Consider the following 18,503-nt stretch of genomic DNA (forward strand, 5'->3'; position numbering starts at 1 on the left):
CGACCCAGCGCCCACTGTGACCGGAAGCCGGCGCCGCGAAGGCGCCGGCTTTTCCTTTTGCGCACGGACTTTTTATCCGCTGCTCCCGCCGAATGCGTTCTCCGGGCGTGTAGCTTCGGACGGCGCCGCGACAGGCCAGGCATGCGGTGGCCGCCCGGGCGCACGTCCATGCGCGCACTCGCTACCGCGGCCATCCAGGGCCGCGGCCACGGCCTGCCCGCCTGGCAGATCCTGCTGGCGCTTCGGGGGGGGGCTTGGCCCGGTCACTCCCGGCCATGGCGGCTACGGTCTCGCCAGCCTGCGGAGCTTGTCTGTGGGCGTCAACGAAGCTGGCCGACCTGACGCTAACCGGGGACGCCGTATCCGCGCATGCCGGGGCAAGTGGCACATGGACGTGCCACGGCCGTGCGTACGGACAGGACGTCCGTCCGCGCGGTGCACCGGCATGCGCGGATGCGGCGGCCCCCTCCGAAGCCAGCGCCCTTGCTCTTGCTCTTGCTGTTGCTGTTGCTGTTGCTGTTGCTGGAGCTGGAGCCGGCCAGGTTCCCTGCTAGAGTTCGCGCCATGCCTACCGAACGACCGATCGACCGCCTGCTGGCGATCATGGCCCGCCTGCGCGACCCGCAGGGCGGTTGTCCCTGGGACCTGGAGCAGGACTTCTCCACCATCGCCCCGTACACCATCGAGGAGGCGTACGAGGTCGCCGACGCAATCGACCGCAAGGACCTGGCCGCGTTGAAGGACGAGCTGGGCGACCTGCTGCTGCAGGTGGTGTTCCATGCGCAGATGGCGGCCGAGCAGGGCGCGTTCGCGTTCGACGACGTGGCCACCGCGATCAGCGACAAGATGGTGCGCCGGCACCCGCACGTGTTCGGCGAGGCCAGCTTCGCCGATGCCGAGGAGCAGACCGTCAACTGGGAGGCGATCAAGCGCGCCGAACGCGCTGCCGCCGGCGAGCAGGATGCCTCGGCGCTGGCCGGCATCTCCCGCGGCCTGCCGGAATGGCAGCGGGCGGTGAAGCTGCAGTCGCGCGCCGCGCGCACCGGCTTCGACTGGCCGGATCCGGAGCCGGTGCTGGAGAAGCTGCAGGAGGAGATCGCCGAGGTGCGCGCCGAGTTCGCACGCGGCGACGTGGCCGCCAACCGCGATCGCTTGGAGGACGAGATCGGTGACCTGCTGTTCGTGGCCGCCAATGTCGCCCGCCACGCAAAGGTCGATCCGGGCGCCGCGCTGCGACGCGCGAACCACAAGTTCGAACGCCGCTTCCGCGCGATGGAAGCGCTGGCCGAGGCCGCGGGCACGCCGCTGCCGACGCTTTCGCTGGAGCAGCAGGAAGCGCTGTGGCAGCAGGCCAAGCAGGCCGAACGCGAGGGCGCGGGGGCGGCGTGATCACCTTCGCGCTGTTCGTGGCCACCGCCATCGCCGAGATCCTCGGCTGCTGGCTGGTGTGGTCATGGCTGCGCAACCATGGCAGCGCCTGGCTGCTGCTGCCGGCGGCATTGAGCCTGGCGGGGTTCGCCTGGCTGCTGACCCTGCACCCGACCGCGACCGGTCGGGTGTATGCCGCCTATGGCGGCGTCTACATCGGCACCGCGCTGGCCTGGCTGTGGGCGGTGGACGGCGTGCGCCCCACCCGCTGGGACCTGCTTGGCGTGGGGCTGTGCCTGGCCGGGATGGCCGTGATCATGTTCGCGCCCAGGCAGGCCTGAGCGCGCCGCATGCGGTTCAGTGCGAGGCCGCGCTGCCGCCGTCGTAGAACATCAGGAAGGCCGCGCCCACGATCAGGGCGAAGGCCGCGTAGTGGTTCCACTTCAGCGGCTGGCCCAGGTACCAGGCCGAGAAGCCGGCGAACACCACCAGGGTGATGATTTCCTGGATGGTCTTGAGCTGGACCACCGAGTACACGCCGCTGCCCATCCGGTTGGCCGGAACCATCAGGCTGTACTCGAAGAAGGCGATGCCCCAGCTGACCACGATCGCCATGAACAGCGGTGCGCTCTTGTACTTGAGGTGGCCGTACCAGGCGAAGGTCATGAACACGTTGCTGGCCAGCAGCAACAGCACCGGCAGGAGGTAGTTCGACAGGGGCAGGGCGGGCATCGTCGGGCCGCAGGGCAGGGATGAGGCGCGCAGGATAATCCACCGCCGCGGCCCGGGCGGGCCGCGGCGGGCGCCATCAGGCCTGGCGCAAAGCGAGCATCGGCGGCGTGCGCAGGATGGCGCGGGTGCCGGACCAGCCGGCAAGCAGGCTCAGCACGATGCCGATGGCGCCACCGGCCAGCAGCGCGGGCCACGGTGGCGACAGCGCCAGCTCGAACAGCTGGCGCGAGACCAGCACGCCGATCACCGCGGCGGCCGATACCGCCAGCAGCGCCGCGGCCAGGCCCAGCGCGCCGAACTCCACCAGCACCGCGCCGCGCAGCTGGCCATGGCGCGCACCGAGGGTACGCAGCACCGCGCTGTCGTAGCGACGCTCGCCGGCCGTGGCCTGCAGCGCCGCCAGCAGCACCAGCACGCCCGCGGCCAGGCTGAAGCCCATCACCAGCTGCACCGCCTGGGCCACGCGTTCGATCACCTCGCGTACCCGCTCCAGCAGTGCATCGATCTCCAGCACCGAGACGTTCGGGAATTCGCGCACGACCGGCGCCAGTGCCGCGGTGCGGCCGGAGGGCAGGTGGAAGCTGGAGATCAGGTTGTACGGCGCATCGCCCACCGCGCCTGCATTGAGCAGCACGAAGAAGTTGACCCGGAACGAATCCCAGTCGGCCTTGCGGATGCTGGTGACGGTGAACGTGCGTTCCTGTTCGCCCAGCTGCAGGGTCAGGCTGTCGCCCAGGCCGATGCCGTAGCGGCCGGCCCAGCCTTGTTCGATCGAGGCCTCGGCGGCGTCGCTGGTCTCGCTCCAGAACCTGCCTTCCAGCAGCGTATTGGCCGGCGGGAAGCCATGGCGCCAGGAGAAGTTCACCGGGCGGTCGGCGTCGTTGCCGTCGTCGCGTTCGTCCACCACGGTCCGCTGTGGCGGCTTGCCATTGATCGCCACCAGGCGCCCGGTGCCGAACGGCTGGAGGTCCGGATCGGCCACGCCCATTCCACGCAGCGCCTGTTCCACCGCTTCGGCCTGGTCGCGCTGCACGTTGAGCAGGAAGTGGTTGGGCGTATCCGGCGGCAGGCGCTCCCGCCACTGTCCGAGCAGGCCGGGACCGACCACCGCCAGCAGCAGCAGCGCGCACAGCGACAGCGACAGGCCCACCAGCTGCACCACGGCCAGGCCGCGGCGTCGCGCCAGCGCGGCCAGCCCAAGCCGCCACGGGCCGTGCAGGCGCGACTGCAGGCGGCCCAGCAGCCACAGCAGGCTCGCGCCCGCGGTAGCCGCGACCAGCGCCAGCACCGCCAGCCCGCCCAGCACCCAGGCGGCCAGCTGCACGTCCCCGGTGGCGTACACGGCCAGCGCGACGGTGGCTGCCAGCGCCGCCAGGTAGGCCAGCAGGGAAGTAGCCGGCAGCGCGGCGAAGCTGCGGTTGAGCACGCGCATCGGCGGCACCCCGCGCAGGCGCAGCAGCGGCGGCAGGCCGAAGCCGAGCAGGATCAGCAGGCCGATGCCGGCGCCGGCCAGCATCGGCGTGGCTTGTGGCAGGGGCAGGCGCGCGGGCACCAGGCTGCCCAGCGCCTCGACCAGGGCGACCTGGGCCAGCATGCCCAGGCCAACCCCCAGCACGCAGGCCGGGATCGCCAGCAGCACCAGCTGCAGGGCGAGCGAAGCGAGGATGTCGCGCTGGCGCGCGCCGAGGCAGCGCAGGATCGCCACGGCGTCTACCCGGCGCAGCGCGAAGCGGTTGGCGGCCAGCGCGGTGGCCACGCTGGCCAGCAGCACCGCCAGCAGCGCGGCCAGGGCAAGGAAGCGGCCGGCGCGGTCGAATGCATTGCGCAGGCCCTGCTGCGCGTCCTCCACGCCAACCAGACGCTGGCCGGCCTGCAGCCGCGGCTGCAGCCATTCGCGCATGCCCTGGATCGCCTCCGGCGGGCCTGCGAACATCATCCGGTAGCCGGCGCGGCTGCCCGGGCCCAGCAGGCCGGCGGCCTCGACGTCGTCGCGGTGCACCAGCAGCGGCGGCGCCATCTCCATCAGCCCGCCCGAGGCATCGGGTTCGGACAGCAGCACGCGGGTGATGCGCACCTGGCTGGATCCCAGCTCGATGGCGTCGCCCACCGTCACGCCCAGCCCGGCAAGCACGCGCGGGTCGGCATAGGCCTCGCCCGGCGGCGGACCGCCCGAATCGGCGGCCTGCAGTCCGGCCGCGTCGGTCGCCACGCGCAGCCGCCCGCGCAACGGATGCGCGCCGTCCACGCCCTTGACCGTGGCCATCTGGCTGGATTCGCCGTGGAACAGCACGCTGGGGAAGGTCACCAGGCGGGCGACCGCCAGCCCGCGCGAGCGCGCCTCGTCGGCGAACTCCGCCGGCGGCTCTGCGCGCGCCTGCACGCCCAGGTCGCCGCCGACCACCTCGGCCGCGCTGGAGGCCAGCGCCAGGGTCACGCGGTCGACCAGGGTGCCGACCGCGGTCATCGCCGCTACGCCCAGGACCAGGGCGGCGAACAGTGTCAGCAGGTCGCCGCCGGAGAACTCGCGGCGCAGCGAGCGCGCCGCATGGCGCAGCACGTTCATGCGCCTTCCCCGCCGTCCTCGAGCCGCACCAGGCGGCCGCGGTCCAGCCGGTACACGTGGTGGCAGCGCCGGGCCAGGGCCAGGTCGTGGGTGACCATCACCAGGGTGGTGCCGTTGCTGCGGTTGAGCTCGAACAGCAGCTGGCTGACGTGCTGGCCGGTGGCCTGGTCGAGGTTGCCGGTGGGCTCGTCGGCAAACAGGATCCGCGGCCGGGCGACGAAGGCGCGCGCCAGCGCCACGCGCTGCTGCTCGCCGCCGGACAGCTGGCGTGGGTGGTGCCGGCGCCGGTGCTCCAGGCCGACCGCGGCCAGCACTTCGGCCACCCGCGCCGGGTCCTCGCGCCCGGCCAGCTCCAGTGGCAGGGCCACGTTCTCTTCCGCGGTCAGCGAGGGCAGCAGGTGGAAGCTCTGGAACACGAAGCCGACCTCGCGCGCGCGCAGCGCCGCACGTGCCTCCTCGTCCAGCTGCTCCAGGCGCTGGCCGGCCAGGCTGATGCTGCCGGTGGTGGGCAGGTCCAGGCCGGCCAGCAGGCCGAGCAGGGTGGTCTTGCCCGAGCCGGAGGCGCCGACGATGGCCACGCTGTCGCCTTCAGCCACGGTCAGGTCGACGCTGTCGAGAATGCGGACCTCGCCCTCGGGGCCGGCCGCGGACTTGCCCACGCCGCGGACCTCGATGGCGGTGGCTATGCTGTGGGTGCTCTGGGTATCGATGGGAGGCTCCGGAATGCGCAAGTTCGGGACAGGGATCGCCATGGGCCGGCTGCTCGCCCTGGTGGCTGCGTTGCTGCTGTCAGGTTCGCTGGCCGCGGCGCCCCAGGCCCGTGCCAAAGGTCCGGTGCTGGTGGTCGGCGACAGCCTCAGCGCAGAGCACAACATACCCAGAGGCACTGGCTGGGTCAGCCTGCTGGAGCGCAGGTTGCGGGCCGAGCCGTCACTGTCCCGTGGCGTGGTCAATGCCAGCATCAGTGGCGAGACCAGCGCCGGGGCCCTGACCCGGCTGCCGGCCCTGCTGGAAAAACACCGCCCTTCGGTGCTGGTGATCGAGCTTGGTGGCAACGATGCCCTGCGCGGACTGGCCCCGGCCCAGCTGGAGGCCAACCTGGAGCGCATGGTGGAGCTGGGTGCGGCCTCCGGGGCCCGCGTCCTGCTGCTGGGGATAGACGTTCCGCCCAACTACGGGCCGGCCTACCGCGAGCGCCTGCGGCGCACCTACCGCGAGCTGGCGCGGCGACATGGCGCCGCCCTCGTGCCTTTCTTCCTCGAGGGCGTGGCGCTGGATGCGGGGCTGATGCAGGGCGACGGCATCCACCCGACCGCCGCGGCCCAGCCGCGGCTGCTGGACAACGTCTGGCCGGCGCTGGAGCCGCTGTTGTAAGGATCCGGTAAGCCTTCACGCCAAATCTACCGGGGGTACGGCATGTTTCACAAAGCTGAAAACCCCTCACGGAGCATCCGAAACATGCGTCAGGGCAAAGAAACCTCAGGGCTTGTGCTGGTTGTCGAGGACAATCGCAACATTTCCGAGATGATCGGGGAATATCTGGAAAGCCGGGGCTTCGAGGTCGACTACGCGGCCGACGGCCTGGACGGCTACCGCCTCGCCGCGGAGAACAGCTACGACGCCGTCGTGCTGGACCTGATGCTCCCGCGGCTGGACGGCATCGAAGTCTGCCGCCGCCTGCGCAGCGATGCGCGCAAGTCCACGCCGGTGCTGATGCTTACCGCGCGCGACACGCTGGACGACAAGCTCACCGGCCTGGGCCACGGCGCAGACGACTACCTCACCAAGCCGTTCGCCATCCAGGAACTGGAAGCCCGCCTGCGCGCGCTGATCCGCCGCGAGCGCCGCCAGGTCGGTTCCGAGGTGCTCACCGTGGCCGACCTGGTGCTCGACCCGGTCAGCATGCGCGTGACCCGCGGCGGCACCGAGCTGCAGCTGTCGCCGATCGGACTGAAGCTGCTGACCATCCTGATGCGCGAGTCGCCGCGGGTCGTCAGCCGCCAGGAGATCGAGCGCGAGATCTGGGGCAACAGCCTGCCCGATTCGGACACGCTGCGCAGCCATCTCTACAACCTGCGCAAGGTGATCGACAAGCCGTTCGACCGCCCGCTGCTGCACACCGTACAGAGTGCGGGCTACCGCGTGGCGGACATCGCCCAGCCGGTCACGGCCTGACGGCCAACGAAAGGGATACAGGGGGAATGGAACGAACGACGGCGGCCGGCTGTCCGGCCGCCCGGATCGAGGGACCGGGGGAGCTGCTCCGCGCAATCACGGAGCAGCGATGCGCGCGGGCCTACACTCGCGCCGTTTCCTGCTGACGCCTCCCATGCCCCACGGCCTTCCCCGCAAGATCCGCATTGCCTTCATCCTGCAGGTGGTGATGGCGAGCCTCGCGATCGTCATCGCCTTCTTCGCAGTGGGCACGCTGTTCAAGTACAGCTTCGTCCGCAGTTCGCTGCAGGAGGAAGCAAGCCATTTCTGGGAACTGCGCGAATCCTCGCCCACGCAGCGTCCGCCCAATACCTATGCGCTGCGCGCCTACCTGGTCGAGCCGGGGCAGTCCGCCGAGGGCGTGCCCGCGCACCTGCGGAAGCTGGAGCCGGGTTTCCACGAGCTCAGGGCCGAAGGGCAGATGGTCTGGGTCGACCGCCGTCCCGAGGGCACGCTGTACGTGGCCCTGCTGCGCGAACATTCCGAACGCCTGGCATGGTGGTTCGCGGTCCTGCCGGCGATGTTCACGTTGCTGGCCATCTATGGTGCGACCTGGCTCACCTACAAGTCGTCCAAGCGCCTGGTGTCGCCGGTCGCCTGGCTGGCGCGCCAGGTCTCGCGTTGGGATCCGCGCAAGCCCGACATCGCGGCGCTGGCACCAGACCGCCTGCCGGCGGACATGCAGGGCGAGGCCAGGCAACTGGCCGGGGCGCTGCACGCCCTCGGCGAGCGGGTGGAAGCGCAGCTGACCCGGGAACGCAACTTCACCCGCGACGCCAGCCACGAGCTGCGCACGCCGCTGACCGTGATCCGGGTAGCCAGCGACATGGCCCTGGCCGACGAGGCGCTGGAGCCGCGCCTGGCGCGCAGCCTGCGCCGGATCCAGCGCGCCGGCCGCGACATGGAGGCGGTGGTCGACGCCTTCCTGATCCTGGCCCGCGAACCGGACGTGGTGCCGCAGAGCGAATGGTTCGACGTGTGCGACGTGGTCCACGAGGAGGCGGTCAAGGCGCGCACCCTGCTGGGCGACAAGCCGGTCGAGCTGCAGGTGGCCTGCGAGGGTGCGCCGCGGATCTACGCCCCGCCGCGCGTGCTGCACGTGGTGCTCGGCAACCTGCTGCGCAACGCCTGCAGCTATACCGACCGCGGCCTGGTCGAGGTCACCGTGCACGAGGGCCTGGTCCAGGTGCGCGACACTGGCATCGGCATGTCCGCCGAGGCGCTGGCGCGGGCCTTCGAGCCGTTCTACCGCGCCCGCCCGGAATACCCGGTCGGTACCGGCCTGGGTCTGTCGATCGTGCGCCGGCTGTGCGAGCGGTTCGGGTGGAGCATCGAGCTGGAAAGTACCCTGGACAGCGGTACCACCGCCCGCATCCGCTTCTCGCCCATCGGGCAGGACCCGGACGACGGGGTGCTCCGTCCGCAGGGCGAGGCGGAACAGCCCCAGGGCTGAACGTTTTTCGCAGGCGGCGGTCAACCGCCGTCCCGGCCGTGCGTTAATCAGGACAGGTTTCCCATTCCTGCGCACATGAGCCGAACCCCGCGTCCGAATTCCCGTCGTCCCCGCTGGCTGCCCCTCGCCGGGGGCGTGGTCGTCCTGGCCCTCCTCGGGGGCGTCGCCTGGTACTGGGGGGGCGCGGGCAGCCGCGACGCCGAAGGCGCCTGGCGCACGGCCCCGGTCGAGCGCGGCAACATCCGCGTGGCGATTTCCTCCACCGGTACCCTCAGCGCGACCTCGACCGTGAGCGTCGGCAGCCAGATCTCCGGCCAGGTGCTGGAGGTGCTGGTCGACTACAACGACCGCGTCACCGAAGGCCAGGTCCTGGCGCGGATCGATCCCAAGAGCTACGAGGCCCAGATCGCCCAGGGCAACGCCCAGATCGCCAGTGCCCAGGCCAGCCTGCGCCAGGCCCAGGCGGCCCTGGCCAATGCCGAGGCCGACTACCAGCGCAAGGCCGCCCTGGTCGACCGCCAGCTGATCGCCCGCAGCGACGTCGACCTGGCCAAGGCCGCGCTGGACCAGGCCCGCGCCCAGGTCGCCTCGGCCCAGGCCCAGATCCGCCAGCAGGCCGCCTCGACCGAGACCACCCGGGTCAACCTCGACCGCACGGTGATCCGCTCGCCGGTCAACGGCGTGGTCCTGACCCGCAGCATCGAGCCCGGCCAGACCGTGGCCGCCAGCCTGCAGGCGCCGGAGCTGTTCACCATCGCCGAGGACCTGGCGCAGATGAAGATCGAGCTGTCCGTCGACGAGGCCGACATCGGCCAGGTCAAGCCGGGCCAGCGGGTGTCCTTCACCGTCGACGCCTTCCCCGACCGCCAGTTCCGCGGGCAGGTGCAGCAGGTGCGCCTGGCGGCGACCACCACCAACAACGTGGTGACCTACCCGGTGGTGGTGAGCGTGGACAACAGCGACGGCACCCTGCTGCCGGGCCTGACCGTCAACGCCGAGATCGAGGTCAGCCGTCGCGACGACGTGCTGAAGGTCTCCAACGCAGCGCTGCGCTACAAGCCCGCGAACCAGCCGGCGACCGCTGCGCCCGGGCAGGGCCCGCGAGGCGCCGGCATGCTCGAGGACCTGGCCGCGTTCGTCGCCGGCATGGACCTGGCCCCCGGGCAGAAGGCGGCGTTCGAGACCGACCTGGCCGCCGCGCGCCAGCGCCAGGAGGAAATGCGCAGGGCGGCGGAGGCGTCGCGCCAGGCAACGCCGCAGCAGCGCGCCGGCGCCGGTGGTCCGCCGATGATGAGGAGCGGTGGCGGCCAGGGCGGCGGCAACGCCGCCGGGCAGATGCGCCAGCGCATGCTCGAGCGTTACCAGCAGGATTTCGCCGGCTTCTTCGCCACCCTGGACGACACCCAGCGCCAGGCGGTCGAGCGCGAGCTGGCCAACCTCGCCGGTGCGCGCCGCGCCACCGTCTACCGCCTGGAGGCCGGCAAGCCGGTGCCGGTGCTGGTCAGGGTCGGCGCCACTGACGGCAGCAGCACCGAGATCGCAGGCAACCTCAAGGAAGGCGACCTGCTGGTGACCGGCGAACGGGCGGCCGCGCGATGAGCACCGCGACCGCGACGGTGGCGGCCGCTGCCGCGGCCACGCCGGTGATCCAGACCGAGGGCCTGCGCAAGGTGTATTCGCCGGGCACCGAGGCCGAGGTCGTCGCCCTGCGCGATGTCGACCTGGTGGTGATGCCCGGCGAGTTCATCGCGATCATGGGGCCTTCGGGCTCGGGCAAGTCCACGCTGATGAACCTGATCGGCTGTCTGGACACGCCCAGTGGCGGGCGCTACCTGTGCGACGGCGTGGACGTGTCCACCCTCGACGCCGAGGAACTGGCGACCCTGCGCAGGGAGAAGATCGGTTTCGTGTTCCAGGGCTTCCACCTGCTGCCGCGGATGAGCGCGCTGGACAACGTGGCCATGCCGCTGGGCTATGCCCGCGTGCCGCCGGCTGAGCGCCGCGAGCGTGCACGCGCGGCGCTGGAGGCCGTCGGCCTGGGCGCCCGCGTCGATCATCGCCCGAACGAACTGTCCGGCGGCCAGCAGCAGCGCGTGGCGATCGCCCGCGCGCTGATCAACAACCCGCCGGTGCTGCTGGCGGACGAGCCGACCGGCGCCCTGGACAGCCGCACCGGCGAGGAGATCCTGGCCCTGTTCAAGCGCCTGCGCGACGAGGGCCACACCGTGGTCCTGATCACCCATGACGCCCACGTGGCACGCCACGCCGACCGCATCTGCGTGATGCGCGACGGCCAGCTGCACGAGGCCACGCACGAGGAGGTGGCCTGATGGGTTTCCTGGACATCCTGCGCACGGCGATCTTCGCCCTGCGCGGCAACTGGATGCGCAGCGCGCTGACCTCGCTGGGCGTGATCATCGGCATTGCCGCGGTGATCGTGATGGTCTCGGTAGGGCAGGGCACCCAGGCGGAGATCGAACGCCAGCTCGCGGGCCTCGGCGCGCAGAAGCTCGACATCGGCCCGCAGGTCCAGCGCAGCATGGGCGGCGTGCGCATGAGCGCCAGCAGCTACTACACCCTCACCGAAGGCGATGCCGAGGCCATCCGCGAGGAGATCCCCGAGGTGCAGCTGGTGTCCGGCTCGCTGCGAGGCAGCAGCCAGATCGTGTACGCGGAGACCAACTGGTCGACCAGCTGGCAGGGCATCCAGCCGGACTTCCTGCAGATCAACGGCTGGCAGATCGCCAGCGGTTCGGCGTTCGAGCCGCAGCACTTCGCCGGCGACAAGGTGGTGATCCTCGGCGAGACCGTGCGCCGCGAGCTGTTCGGCGCCGATACCGGCATCGGCGAGACGGTGCGCATTGGCCGCACCAACTTCACCGTGGTCGGCACCCTCAAGCCCAAGGGCATGAGCGGCTTCGGCCGCGACCAGGACGACGTGGTGATGGTGCCGCTGGACACCGCGCGCCGCCGCCTGATGGGTGCGATGGGCCTGCCGCCGGGCGCGCTGATGGACATCTCGCTGACGGTGTCGCATCCGGACGACCTGGCCTACGTGCAGGGCGAGGTGGAATCGCTGCTGCGCCAGCGCCACCGCATCGACCCGGGCGCGCCGGACGACTTCCAGGTGCGCAACGTGTCGCAGCTGGTGGCGACCCGCAACGAGACCACCCGGCAGATGTCGTGGCTGCTCGGCGCGGTGGCGACGATTTCGCTGATCGTCGGCGGCATCGGCATCATGAACATCATGCTGGTGTCGGTCACCGAGCGGATCAAGGAAATCGGCCTGCGCCTTGCCGTGGGCGCAGGTCCCTCCGACGTGCGCCGGCAGTTCCTGGCCGAGGCCATGCTGCTGTCGCTGGGCGGCGGCCTGCTGGGCATCCTGTTCGGCATCTCCGGCGCGCTGCTGGTCGGGCACTTCAACACCGACCTACCGATCCAGCTCAACGGCAAGGTCATCACCCTGGCCGCGGCGTTCTCGGTGGCCACCGGCCTGTTCTTCGGCTACTACCCGGCGCGCAAGGCCTCGCAGCTGGATCCGATCGAGGCGCTGCGGCAGTGACGCCCGCTGGCGCCGGCCCGGCCGGCGTCAGCCCGCGGGCATCACGTCGAAGGCCAGGCTTATGCGCGGCCGCGTCGTGCCCTGGAACGGTTCGGTGTGGTGGAAGAAGTAGGACGGGAAGCAGCAGATCCAGTCCTCGCGCGGGGGCAATGCGAACTGGCGCGGCGCCGCGCTCATGGCGACGCTGTCCGGGGCATGGCCGAAGGTGAGCGTGCCCGCGCCGGGCCCGGGCGCATCGCCGGTGTCGAGGTAGTACACCCCGCTGAGCCGTCCCGCCGGATGGATGTGCGGCGTCTGCCGGCCGCCGGATTCCAGCACGGTGCACCAGGCCTGCAGGCGCCAGCGGGTCGGCAGCGTCCGGGTCCACGGATGCCCGCGCAACGCCGGATCGGCGCGCACGGCGGCCAGGCGCTCGTCCACCACGTGCCGCACCATCGCGCCGAAGTCCGCGAAGGGCGAGCCCGGCGACAGGTCCAGCATGGGGCTCTGCCGCCCCTGCCAGGTCGAGCGGCCGGCCGGCTGCCAGACCAGGCCCGGGTGCGCCAGCACGGCTTCGCGCAGCGCCTCGCGGTCCAGCGCGATGCCCTCGGGGCGGGGGATCGGTGACAGCAGGCGCGGGTAATCCATCAGCTGGTCCACCAGCTCGCCCATGCCGAGTTCGTTGCCGCTGAGGTACAGGCCCGCCAGCGCGGTCTGGTCGGTGGGGTCGACCCGCAGCGCCGCCAGCAGCTGCGCGTGCGCATCGCGCGGCCTGCCCGCGGACATCAGCGCCATGGCGTAGTCGGTCAGCGCGGCGGGATCGCGCGGCGTCGCACGCACGACGGATTCGAACAGGGGCATCGCCTCGGCGAGGGCGCCGTTGCCGGACAGCGCGTTGGCCAGGCTGCGCCGCAGCTGCATGTTCGCCGGACTCATCTGCGCGGCGCGGCGCAGGTGCGGGATCGCCTCGGCGTAGCGTTCCATGCGCAGCAGGATCATCCCGGCGTTGGCCCAGGACTCGACCTTTTCCGGACGCCGGCGCGACAGTTCCAGGAAATCCTCCAGCGCCTCGCCCAGGCGTTCCAGGCCGGCCAGGGTCAGCGCGCGCTGGAAGCGGGCGGGATCGGCGGCCGGGTCGACCGCCAGCAGCTGGTCCAGGTCGGCCAGCGCGGGAGCGGGGCGCTGCAGCGCCAGCAGCACGCGGGCGCGCAGGAAGCGCAGGTCCGCGCGTTGTGGTTCGGCGGCGATGGCCTCGTCCAGCCGCGGCAGCGAGCCGGAGACGTCGCCGGCGCGGGCGCAGGATTCGACGTGTTCGTGCAGGGCGCGGATGTCGTGGCTCATCGGTCGGTTGCCATGGGAGCGGATGCGCGCATGGCCGGCAGGCCGTCGATGACCGATTCGATCGCGGCCGCTGCACGGCGCGGATCGAACAGGCCGGTCGCGGAGGCGGCCTCGCGCATGCGCGCGCGCAGCGCGGCCAGCCGTGCGGGCTCGCTGGCCAGGGCCGCGGCGCGGTCAATGTACTGGGCGGTGTCGGCGCACACCAGTTCGTCCAGGCCGAGGAAGCGGTTGATGCCGGTCCCGAGCCGGGCCAGGGTGCCATGCCCCTCGCGTCCCAGCACCGGCAGGCCGGCGGCCACGCAGGACATCGCGGTCGCGCCGGCCTGGTAGCGGAACGCGTCCAGGAACAGGTCGCAGCTCGCGGCCCGGTCGGCCTGTGCCTCGAACGGCACGTGGTCGAGGACGTGCAGGCGCAGCGGATCGCCGCCGCCCGCCTGCCAGGCGCGCAGGAAATGCGGTCGCGCCTCCGGCGGCAGGTACACGGCCAGGTGCGCCTGCGGGACACGGGCGAGGGTCCGGATCCACGCCTCGACCAGTTCCGCGTCGAGCTTGTAGCTGTTGTTGAAGCTGGCCAGCAGCGGCACGCCTTCCGGCAGTCCGAAGCGCGTGCGGTCGGGCTTTCCGGCAGGCATCGGTCCGCAGGGGAACAGCAGGCCCGGCAGGCGCAGGATCCGGTCCGACCACGGCCACGGCGCGTCGTCCGGCTGCACGTGGCGGTCCAGCAGCAGGCCGTCCAGCCAGGGCGCCTCGTGCCCGTCGATGAACCCCAGCCAGCCCAGCTGCACCGGCGCCGGACGCATCGCCAGCACCTCGGGCCGGGCCCCGCCGGTGTAGCCGCCGAGGTCGATGAGCACGTCGACCCCGTCGTCGCGGATGCGGCGCGCGATGTCGGCCACCGGCGCACCATGGAGATCGCGGAACACGTCGAACTCCGCGGCGAGGGCCGCTGCGACCTGATCGTCATGGCGACGCAGCGAGTAACCGAGGACCTCGAAGCGGTTGCGGTCGTGGGCCGCGAACAGGCCGCGCAGCAGCAGGCCGACGGCGTGCCGGCCGAAATCGGCGCCCAGGTAGCCGATCCGCAGGCGTGGTCCCGGCGTGGCCGCAGCCGGCGGCAGCGGGACTGGCGCCCGGCGCAGGATCCTCTGCACGTAGTGCCGCGTGGCCTGGACGCGCAGGGCGTCGGGAACCTCCAGGTGGGCCAGCGCGAACGGTTCGGCGCAGTCCTCCGGATGCGCGGGACCGCTGGCGAGCAGCGCGGCCAGTCGCGCGGTGCTGGCGGAGGCGGCGGGAAAGTCGCACAGCATGGCCTCGATCCGCGCCAGGCGCGCCAGGCAGTCGCGCCGCTCCGGGTACAGCCCGCACATGCTGCGATAGGCCTGCCGGGCCTGTTCCCAGTGCCCGGCCTGCTCGGCGCAGATGCCGATGTTCATCACCTCGCCTGGCTGGCTGCGCATGGCCTGGCGGTAGGCCTGGGCGGCCTCGTCCCAGCGGCCCTGGCGTTGCAGCACCTCGCCCAGGTAATGCCACGCTTCGTCCAGTCGGGGTTCCAGCGCCACCGCCCGGCGCAGGGATGCCTCCGCCGCGCCGGCGCCGGCCAGCGCCTCCAGTCGCCCGCGTAGCAGCCAGGCCAGCGGATTGTCCGGTGCGGCGTCGGCGGCGGCGATCGCGCTTTCCAGCGCCCCGGCGTGCTGGCCGGCACGCTGCCGTGCCTGGGCCATGGCCAGCAGCAGGTCCGGATGGCCCGGGGCGATACGCAGCGCCTCCTGCAGCGCGCCGGCTGCCTCGCCGGCGCGACCGGCCTGCAACAGCGCCACCGCATAGTCGTGCCAGGCGGCCACGTCCTCCGGGGAAGCCCGGAGTGCGATGCGGTAGGCCTCGATCGCGCGCGCCAGGTCGCCCTGCCGGTGCCACTGGCGGGCCTGCGCCAGCTCAGCCACGCACGGCCTCCAGCGACCAGCCGATCTTCACTCCTGGCCGCTGCTCCAGTGCCGCGTGCGTGGTTGCGTATCCATGCTCCCGCAGGCGCGCGGCGAGCGCCTCCAGTTCGCCGGCGCCAAGCAGTGCGTCCTGCAGGTGGCCCAGGCGCAGGTCCTCGTCCTGCAGGCTTTCGTGCAGCCGCGCGAGCAGGGCGTCGGCCTGCTCGGGCGCGCGCGCTGCGTGTTCCAGTGCGGCGCGGATCTGCTGCGCCGTGTTGCGCAGGACCTGGGCCCCGGGCATCGCGTCGATCGCCTCGAGCAGGGCCTGTGCCGCCTGGTTGAAGGCCAGGCGCCGGGCCTCGCCGTCCGGCGGCGCCGTTCCGGCACGCCTGGCCTGCGCCGCCCGGTACAGGACCGGCACCAGCGCGCGCGCGTGTTCGATCACCGGGCTGGCGCGCAGGAAGGCGCAGCCCTTGCGCTGCTCCACCGATACCCTGGCGACGATCGAGTCGTCGCTGTGCACCACCAGCGCGATCCGCGCGCGCGGCCGCGCCACCCGCAGCAGTTCCGCGACCGCCTGCTCGCGTGGCGCGTACTCGAAGCCGAACTGCGAGCAGAGCATGTCGACCTCGCCGTCGGCGAACGGCAACTCGCAGGCGGAGGTGCGCGGGTGGAAGCGGATGCCTGCGTACAGGCGCTCGCCGTCGACGATGGCGTGCACGGGATCGATGTCGGCCAGGTCCACGCCGTGCAGCTCCAGGCCGACGCCGCGCGCTGCCGCGCGCTCGCGCGCCAGCAGCAGCAGCGGTCCGTTGCCGGTGCCCAGGTCAACCACCCGCGCGCCATCGTCCAGGGCGTCGAACTGGCGCTCCCAGAACGCGCGGATCGCGCCGTCGTAGTTGCCTTGGATGCCGGTGGCGCAGGAATGCAGCACGCCGGCCTTCCACAGGCGCGACCATGGCGCGGCGGCGTCCTCCCGGGTCATCCGCGCATCCTCAGCGGGCCGCCTTCCAACGGCACCATGAGTTGAGCGCGACGATGATGCGCGGGCGCTGCCCGGCATACGGGAACACCTCGTGCAGCAGGTAGGAGGGGAATGCGATCAGCTGGCCGGCCTTGTGGTTGAGCTGCCAGCTGCTCAGGCGGTAGGGCACCTGCATGTTCTCGTTGCCCGGGTCGCGGTGCATGCTGGCGGCCACGCGCGGATCGTGGAAGCGGACCGCGCCGCTGTAGGCCGGGCCCGGATCGCCCGGGTCCACGCAGTAGATCGCCGACCAGCTGGCGTTCGGGTGGTCATGCAGGCCCTGGAAGCCGTTGGTGCGGGTGACGTGGAACCAGGAATGCATCTCCAGTTCGATGTTCGCCATCTGCGCGTCGCTGTAGCCGTTGAGCGACTGGACCAGCATGTACAGCGCCTGGTCGATGAAGGCGAACAGTTCCCGGACCGCCGGCTCCTGGCGCTGGTGCAGGTAGAAGTTGCTCTCGAACAGCCCGTTCTGGGTGTCGCGCGGCGTCGGGTCGCGGTGGCGGTCGCCCTCGGCCTCCAGGGCCAGGAACAGTTCGGCCAGTTCCCTGTTGACGCGGGCGGCGTCGGGCATGTGCGCCTCGAGCAGCGGCACGGCGTAGAGCGGATGGATCGAAGCGCGGAAGTCCTGCGGCGGCATGGAGCGGATCCCCTGTGGAGCACGCCGGGCATGATGCCACGGCGGCCGGTCGCTCAGACCGCCACGCCCAGCGTGCGCAGGTGGGTAGCGGCCTCGGGCAGGAAGCGGCGCCACGCGCCGATGCTGCGGTCGTTCAGCGGGCGGCGCACCTGCGCCTCGCTGAAGGTGGCGATCTGCTCGCCGCGCTGCCAGAAGGCGAGCATGCCGGGTTCCCAGTCCAGCCCGGCGGCTGCAAGCAGCGGCGCCAGGGCCGCCTGCGGGTCTTCCACCAGCGCCTCGTAGCGCAGCGGGAACACCCTGTCGGGCGCGGCCTGGCGCCAGTGCAGGGCCTGGGTGCGCACCTGCGCGGCGTAGGTGGCGAGGTCGGCCGGGTCGTCGGCGTAGAGGCAGCCGAACTCGAAGTCGCGCAGGTGGATGGACATGGCGCAGTCGGCCAGTTCGCGCTCCAGGTGGACGACCAGCGCATCGGGGAACATCGACAGGATCAGGCCGACGTACTCGATGTTGGCCGGCAGCTTGTCCACGACCATCCGCGCGCCGGCGGCAAGGTCGCCGGTGGCGGCGCGGTACCAGGCCTGGACGAATGCGGCCAGCTGCGGGTTGCATTCGCCCGGGTCGCGGCACGCGGTGCCGGCAAGGCTGGGGATGAGGTTCTGTTCGCCCAGGCCGGCGACGCCGCTGTGCGAACCAAGGATGCGGGTGAGCAGGGTGGTCCCGCTGCGCGGCAGGCCCACCACGAACAGCGGGCGCGGCGCCGGGCCTTCGCCCGCGGGCAGCGGCTGGCGCTGGCGGTCCAGCTCCATGCGCCGTTCGGACTGCGCCGCATCCCAGGGGCCGAGCCGCGCGCGCTTGAGCCCGTGCGCCTCGGCGGCCAGCAGGAAGGCGCGGCCAGGGGACTGGCGCGCATGCCAGCCCGCCAGCGCGAACGCGGCCTTCTCGCGCACGTAGGGATCGGCAGCCTCGCGGTGGAGGGCCTCGACGCGGGCGATGTCCTCGTCGCCAAGGCGCGCCGCCTCCTCGAAGTCCATGTACTTCTGCCAGGCGTCGACCATGTCCCGGTACGTCCGGAGCAAGTGGCGGTAGCGCGCGCGCGCCTCGTCGGAATGGCCCATCACCTGGGCGACCTGCGCCGCCATCAGCGTCCAGGCCGGATCCAGCGCAGGGTCCGCGTACGGCCAGTGCCGCGCCACTTCCCAGACCGGGGCAGGGCGATTGGACAGGAGCATGGACTGGACCCAGCCGGCGCGGACCGCCGGATCGTCGGGCGCCAGGGCATGGAGCCGGTCGAGCACGCGCAGGTGGGCGTAACGGTCCACGCGCACGGCGGGGTGGCGCAGCAGGCCATGCAGGTCGCGTACGCCGGCGCCGGCGATCGCAGCTTCGAGCCGGGCATCCGGATGCGGGTGCCAGGCGACGGTGATGCCTTCGGACATCGGGGCTCCGTGGCCGTGCGTGGGGCAAAAAAAAGGTTCTTCTCCCAACTAAGGGGAGAGAGGCACACGGCCGACCCGGCAGACTTGCTGGTGTCGAAGCAACAAACTGGGGCCGGCCGTGGCCGAGTTGGATTGTATGTCTCCGCTGGGAGGCTGGGCGGGATATGGCGTAAGCCGCTGGCATCGCGAGCCGCGCGGCGGCCAACGCTGGCTGGTGATCGAGCTTGATCCGCAGGAGGGCGTGCGGCGTTGCTGCAGCGGCTGCGGCCAGCCCG

The 18,503-nt window shown here is 71.9% G+C and carries 16 protein-coding genes; 8 read left to right on the forward strand and 8 right to left on the reverse strand.

The window, feature by feature from the left end; all coding sequences use genetic code 11:
* Nucleotides 1-564: 564 nt before the first annotated feature.
* Together mazG and CSC68_RS10305 are read left to right on the forward strand one after the other, a co-directional pair.
* Nucleotides 565-1,389: a nucleoside triphosphate pyrophosphohydrolase gene (gene mazG / locus CSC68_RS10300; protein WP_162203490.1), complete on the forward strand. Its 825-nt coding sequence runs from the start codon at nucleotides 565-567 to the stop codon at nucleotides 1,387-1,389.
* Nucleotides 1,386-1,709 (forward strand): YnfA family protein, encoded by a 324-nt coding sequence (locus CSC68_RS10305; RefSeq protein WP_162203464.1) that lies wholly within the window; start codon nucleotides 1,386-1,388, stop codon nucleotides 1,707-1,709. The genes mazG and CSC68_RS10305 overlap by 4 nt, the downstream gene beginning before the upstream one ends.
* A 16-nt stretch (nucleotides 1,710-1,725) precedes the next feature.
* On the opposite strand, the gene CSC68_RS10310 is transcribed toward CSC68_RS10305, so the two are convergent.
* The 3 genes from CSC68_RS10310 to CSC68_RS10320 all read right to left on the reverse strand — a co-directional run bounded on the left by CSC68_RS10310 (nucleotide 1,726) and on the right by CSC68_RS10320 (nucleotide 5,415).
* A complete protein-coding gene (locus CSC68_RS10310; protein ID WP_162203465.1) occupies nucleotides 1,726-2,100 on the reverse strand; it encodes a DMT family protein in 375 nt (124 codons plus the stop codon).
* Between the two features lie 76 nt (nucleotides 2,101-2,176).
* Nucleotides 2,177-4,663: an ABC transporter permease gene (locus CSC68_RS10315; protein ID WP_162203466.1), complete on the reverse strand. Its 2,487-nt coding sequence runs from the start codon at nucleotides 4,661-4,663 to the stop codon at nucleotides 2,177-2,179.
* Nucleotides 4,660-5,415, reverse strand: a complete 756-nt coding sequence (locus CSC68_RS10320; RefSeq protein ID WP_246193528.1) for an ABC transporter ATP-binding protein — start codon at nucleotides 5,413-5,415, stop codon at nucleotides 4,660-4,662. The genes CSC68_RS10315 and CSC68_RS10320 overlap by 4 nt, the downstream gene beginning before the upstream one ends.
* Here CSC68_RS10320 and CSC68_RS10325 point away from each other — a divergent pair.
* The 6 genes from CSC68_RS10325 to CSC68_RS10350 all read left to right on the forward strand — a co-directional run bounded on the left by CSC68_RS10325 (nucleotide 5,414) and on the right by CSC68_RS10350 (nucleotide 11,892).
* Entirely contained in the window at nucleotides 5,414-6,037 is a 624-nt protein-coding gene (locus CSC68_RS10325) for an arylesterase (RefSeq protein ID WP_162203467.1), read from the forward strand. The two genes, CSC68_RS10320 and CSC68_RS10325, sit on opposite strands and share 2 nt — an antisense overlap.
* Before the next feature lie 84 nt (nucleotides 6,038-6,121).
* Nucleotides 6,122-6,838 carry a response regulator transcription factor gene (locus CSC68_RS10330; RefSeq protein WP_013534421.1) on the forward strand — a complete coding sequence of 239 codons (717 nt, stop codon included), beginning with the start codon at nucleotides 6,122-6,124 and terminating at the stop codon, nucleotides 6,836-6,838.
* A gap of 154 nt (nucleotides 6,839-6,992) precedes the next feature.
* Nucleotides 6,993-8,330, forward strand: coding sequence for a sensor histidine kinase (locus CSC68_RS10335; protein ID WP_246193531.1), 1,338 nt, complete (start codon nucleotides 6,993-6,995; stop codon nucleotides 8,328-8,330).
* A gap of 75 nt (nucleotides 8,331-8,405) precedes the next feature.
* Nucleotides 8,406-9,929, forward strand: a complete 1,524-nt coding sequence (locus CSC68_RS16045; RefSeq protein ID WP_162203469.1) for an efflux RND transporter periplasmic adaptor subunit — start codon at nucleotides 8,406-8,408, stop codon at nucleotides 9,927-9,929.
* Nucleotides 9,926-10,660 (forward strand): ABC transporter ATP-binding protein, encoded by a 735-nt coding sequence (locus CSC68_RS10345; protein ID WP_162203470.1) that lies wholly within the window; start codon nucleotides 9,926-9,928, stop codon nucleotides 10,658-10,660. The genes CSC68_RS16045 and CSC68_RS10345 overlap by 4 nt, the downstream gene beginning before the upstream one ends.
* Complete coding sequence (locus CSC68_RS10350) at nucleotides 10,660-11,892, forward strand: ABC transporter permease (RefSeq protein ID WP_162203471.1); 1,233 nt, start codon at nucleotides 10,660-10,662, stop codon at nucleotides 11,890-11,892. Before CSC68_RS10345 ends, CSC68_RS10350 begins: the two co-directional genes overlap by 1 nt.
* Nucleotides 11,893-11,919: 27 nt before the next feature.
* Here CSC68_RS10350 and CSC68_RS10355 read toward each other — a convergent pair whose 3' ends face one another.
* From CSC68_RS10355 to CSC68_RS10375, 5 genes are read right to left on the reverse strand one after another with little or no spacing between them, the layout of a single operon-like run.
* The gene (locus CSC68_RS10355; protein ID WP_162203472.1) at nucleotides 11,920-13,212 is read right to left on the reverse strand and encodes a tetratricopeptide repeat protein; all 1,293 of its coding nucleotides are present in this window, start codon (nucleotides 13,210-13,212) and stop codon (nucleotides 11,920-11,922) included.
* Entirely contained in the window at nucleotides 13,209-15,152 is a 1,944-nt protein-coding gene (locus tag CSC68_RS10360) for an O-linked N-acetylglucosamine transferase, SPINDLY family protein (protein WP_162203473.1), read from the reverse strand. The genes CSC68_RS10355 and CSC68_RS10360 overlap by 4 nt, the downstream gene beginning before the upstream one ends.
* On the reverse strand, nucleotides 15,145-16,116 hold the full coding sequence (locus CSC68_RS10365; protein WP_162203474.1) for a class I SAM-dependent methyltransferase: 972 nt from the start codon (nucleotides 16,114-16,116) through the stop codon (nucleotides 15,145-15,147). The genes CSC68_RS10360 and CSC68_RS10365 overlap by 8 nt, the downstream gene beginning before the upstream one ends.
* A 10-nt stretch (nucleotides 16,117-16,126) precedes the next feature.
* The gene (locus CSC68_RS10370) at nucleotides 16,127-16,795 is read right to left on the reverse strand and encodes a TIGR02466 family protein (RefSeq protein ID WP_162203475.1); all 669 of its coding nucleotides are present in this window, start codon (nucleotides 16,793-16,795) and stop codon (nucleotides 16,127-16,129) included.
* 53 nt (nucleotides 16,796-16,848) lie between these two features.
* Nucleotides 16,849-18,228, reverse strand: a complete 1,380-nt coding sequence (locus CSC68_RS10375) for a sulfotransferase family protein (RefSeq protein ID WP_162203476.1) — start codon at nucleotides 18,226-18,228, stop codon at nucleotides 16,849-16,851.
* Between the last annotated feature and the right edge of the window lie 275 nt (nucleotides 18,229-18,503).

It is taken from the genome of Pseudoxanthomonas suwonensis (assembly GCF_010093235.1).
In the GTDB taxonomy this organism is placed as follows: Bacteria; Pseudomonadota; Gammaproteobacteria; order Xanthomonadales; family Xanthomonadaceae; genus Pseudoxanthomonas; species Pseudoxanthomonas suwonensis.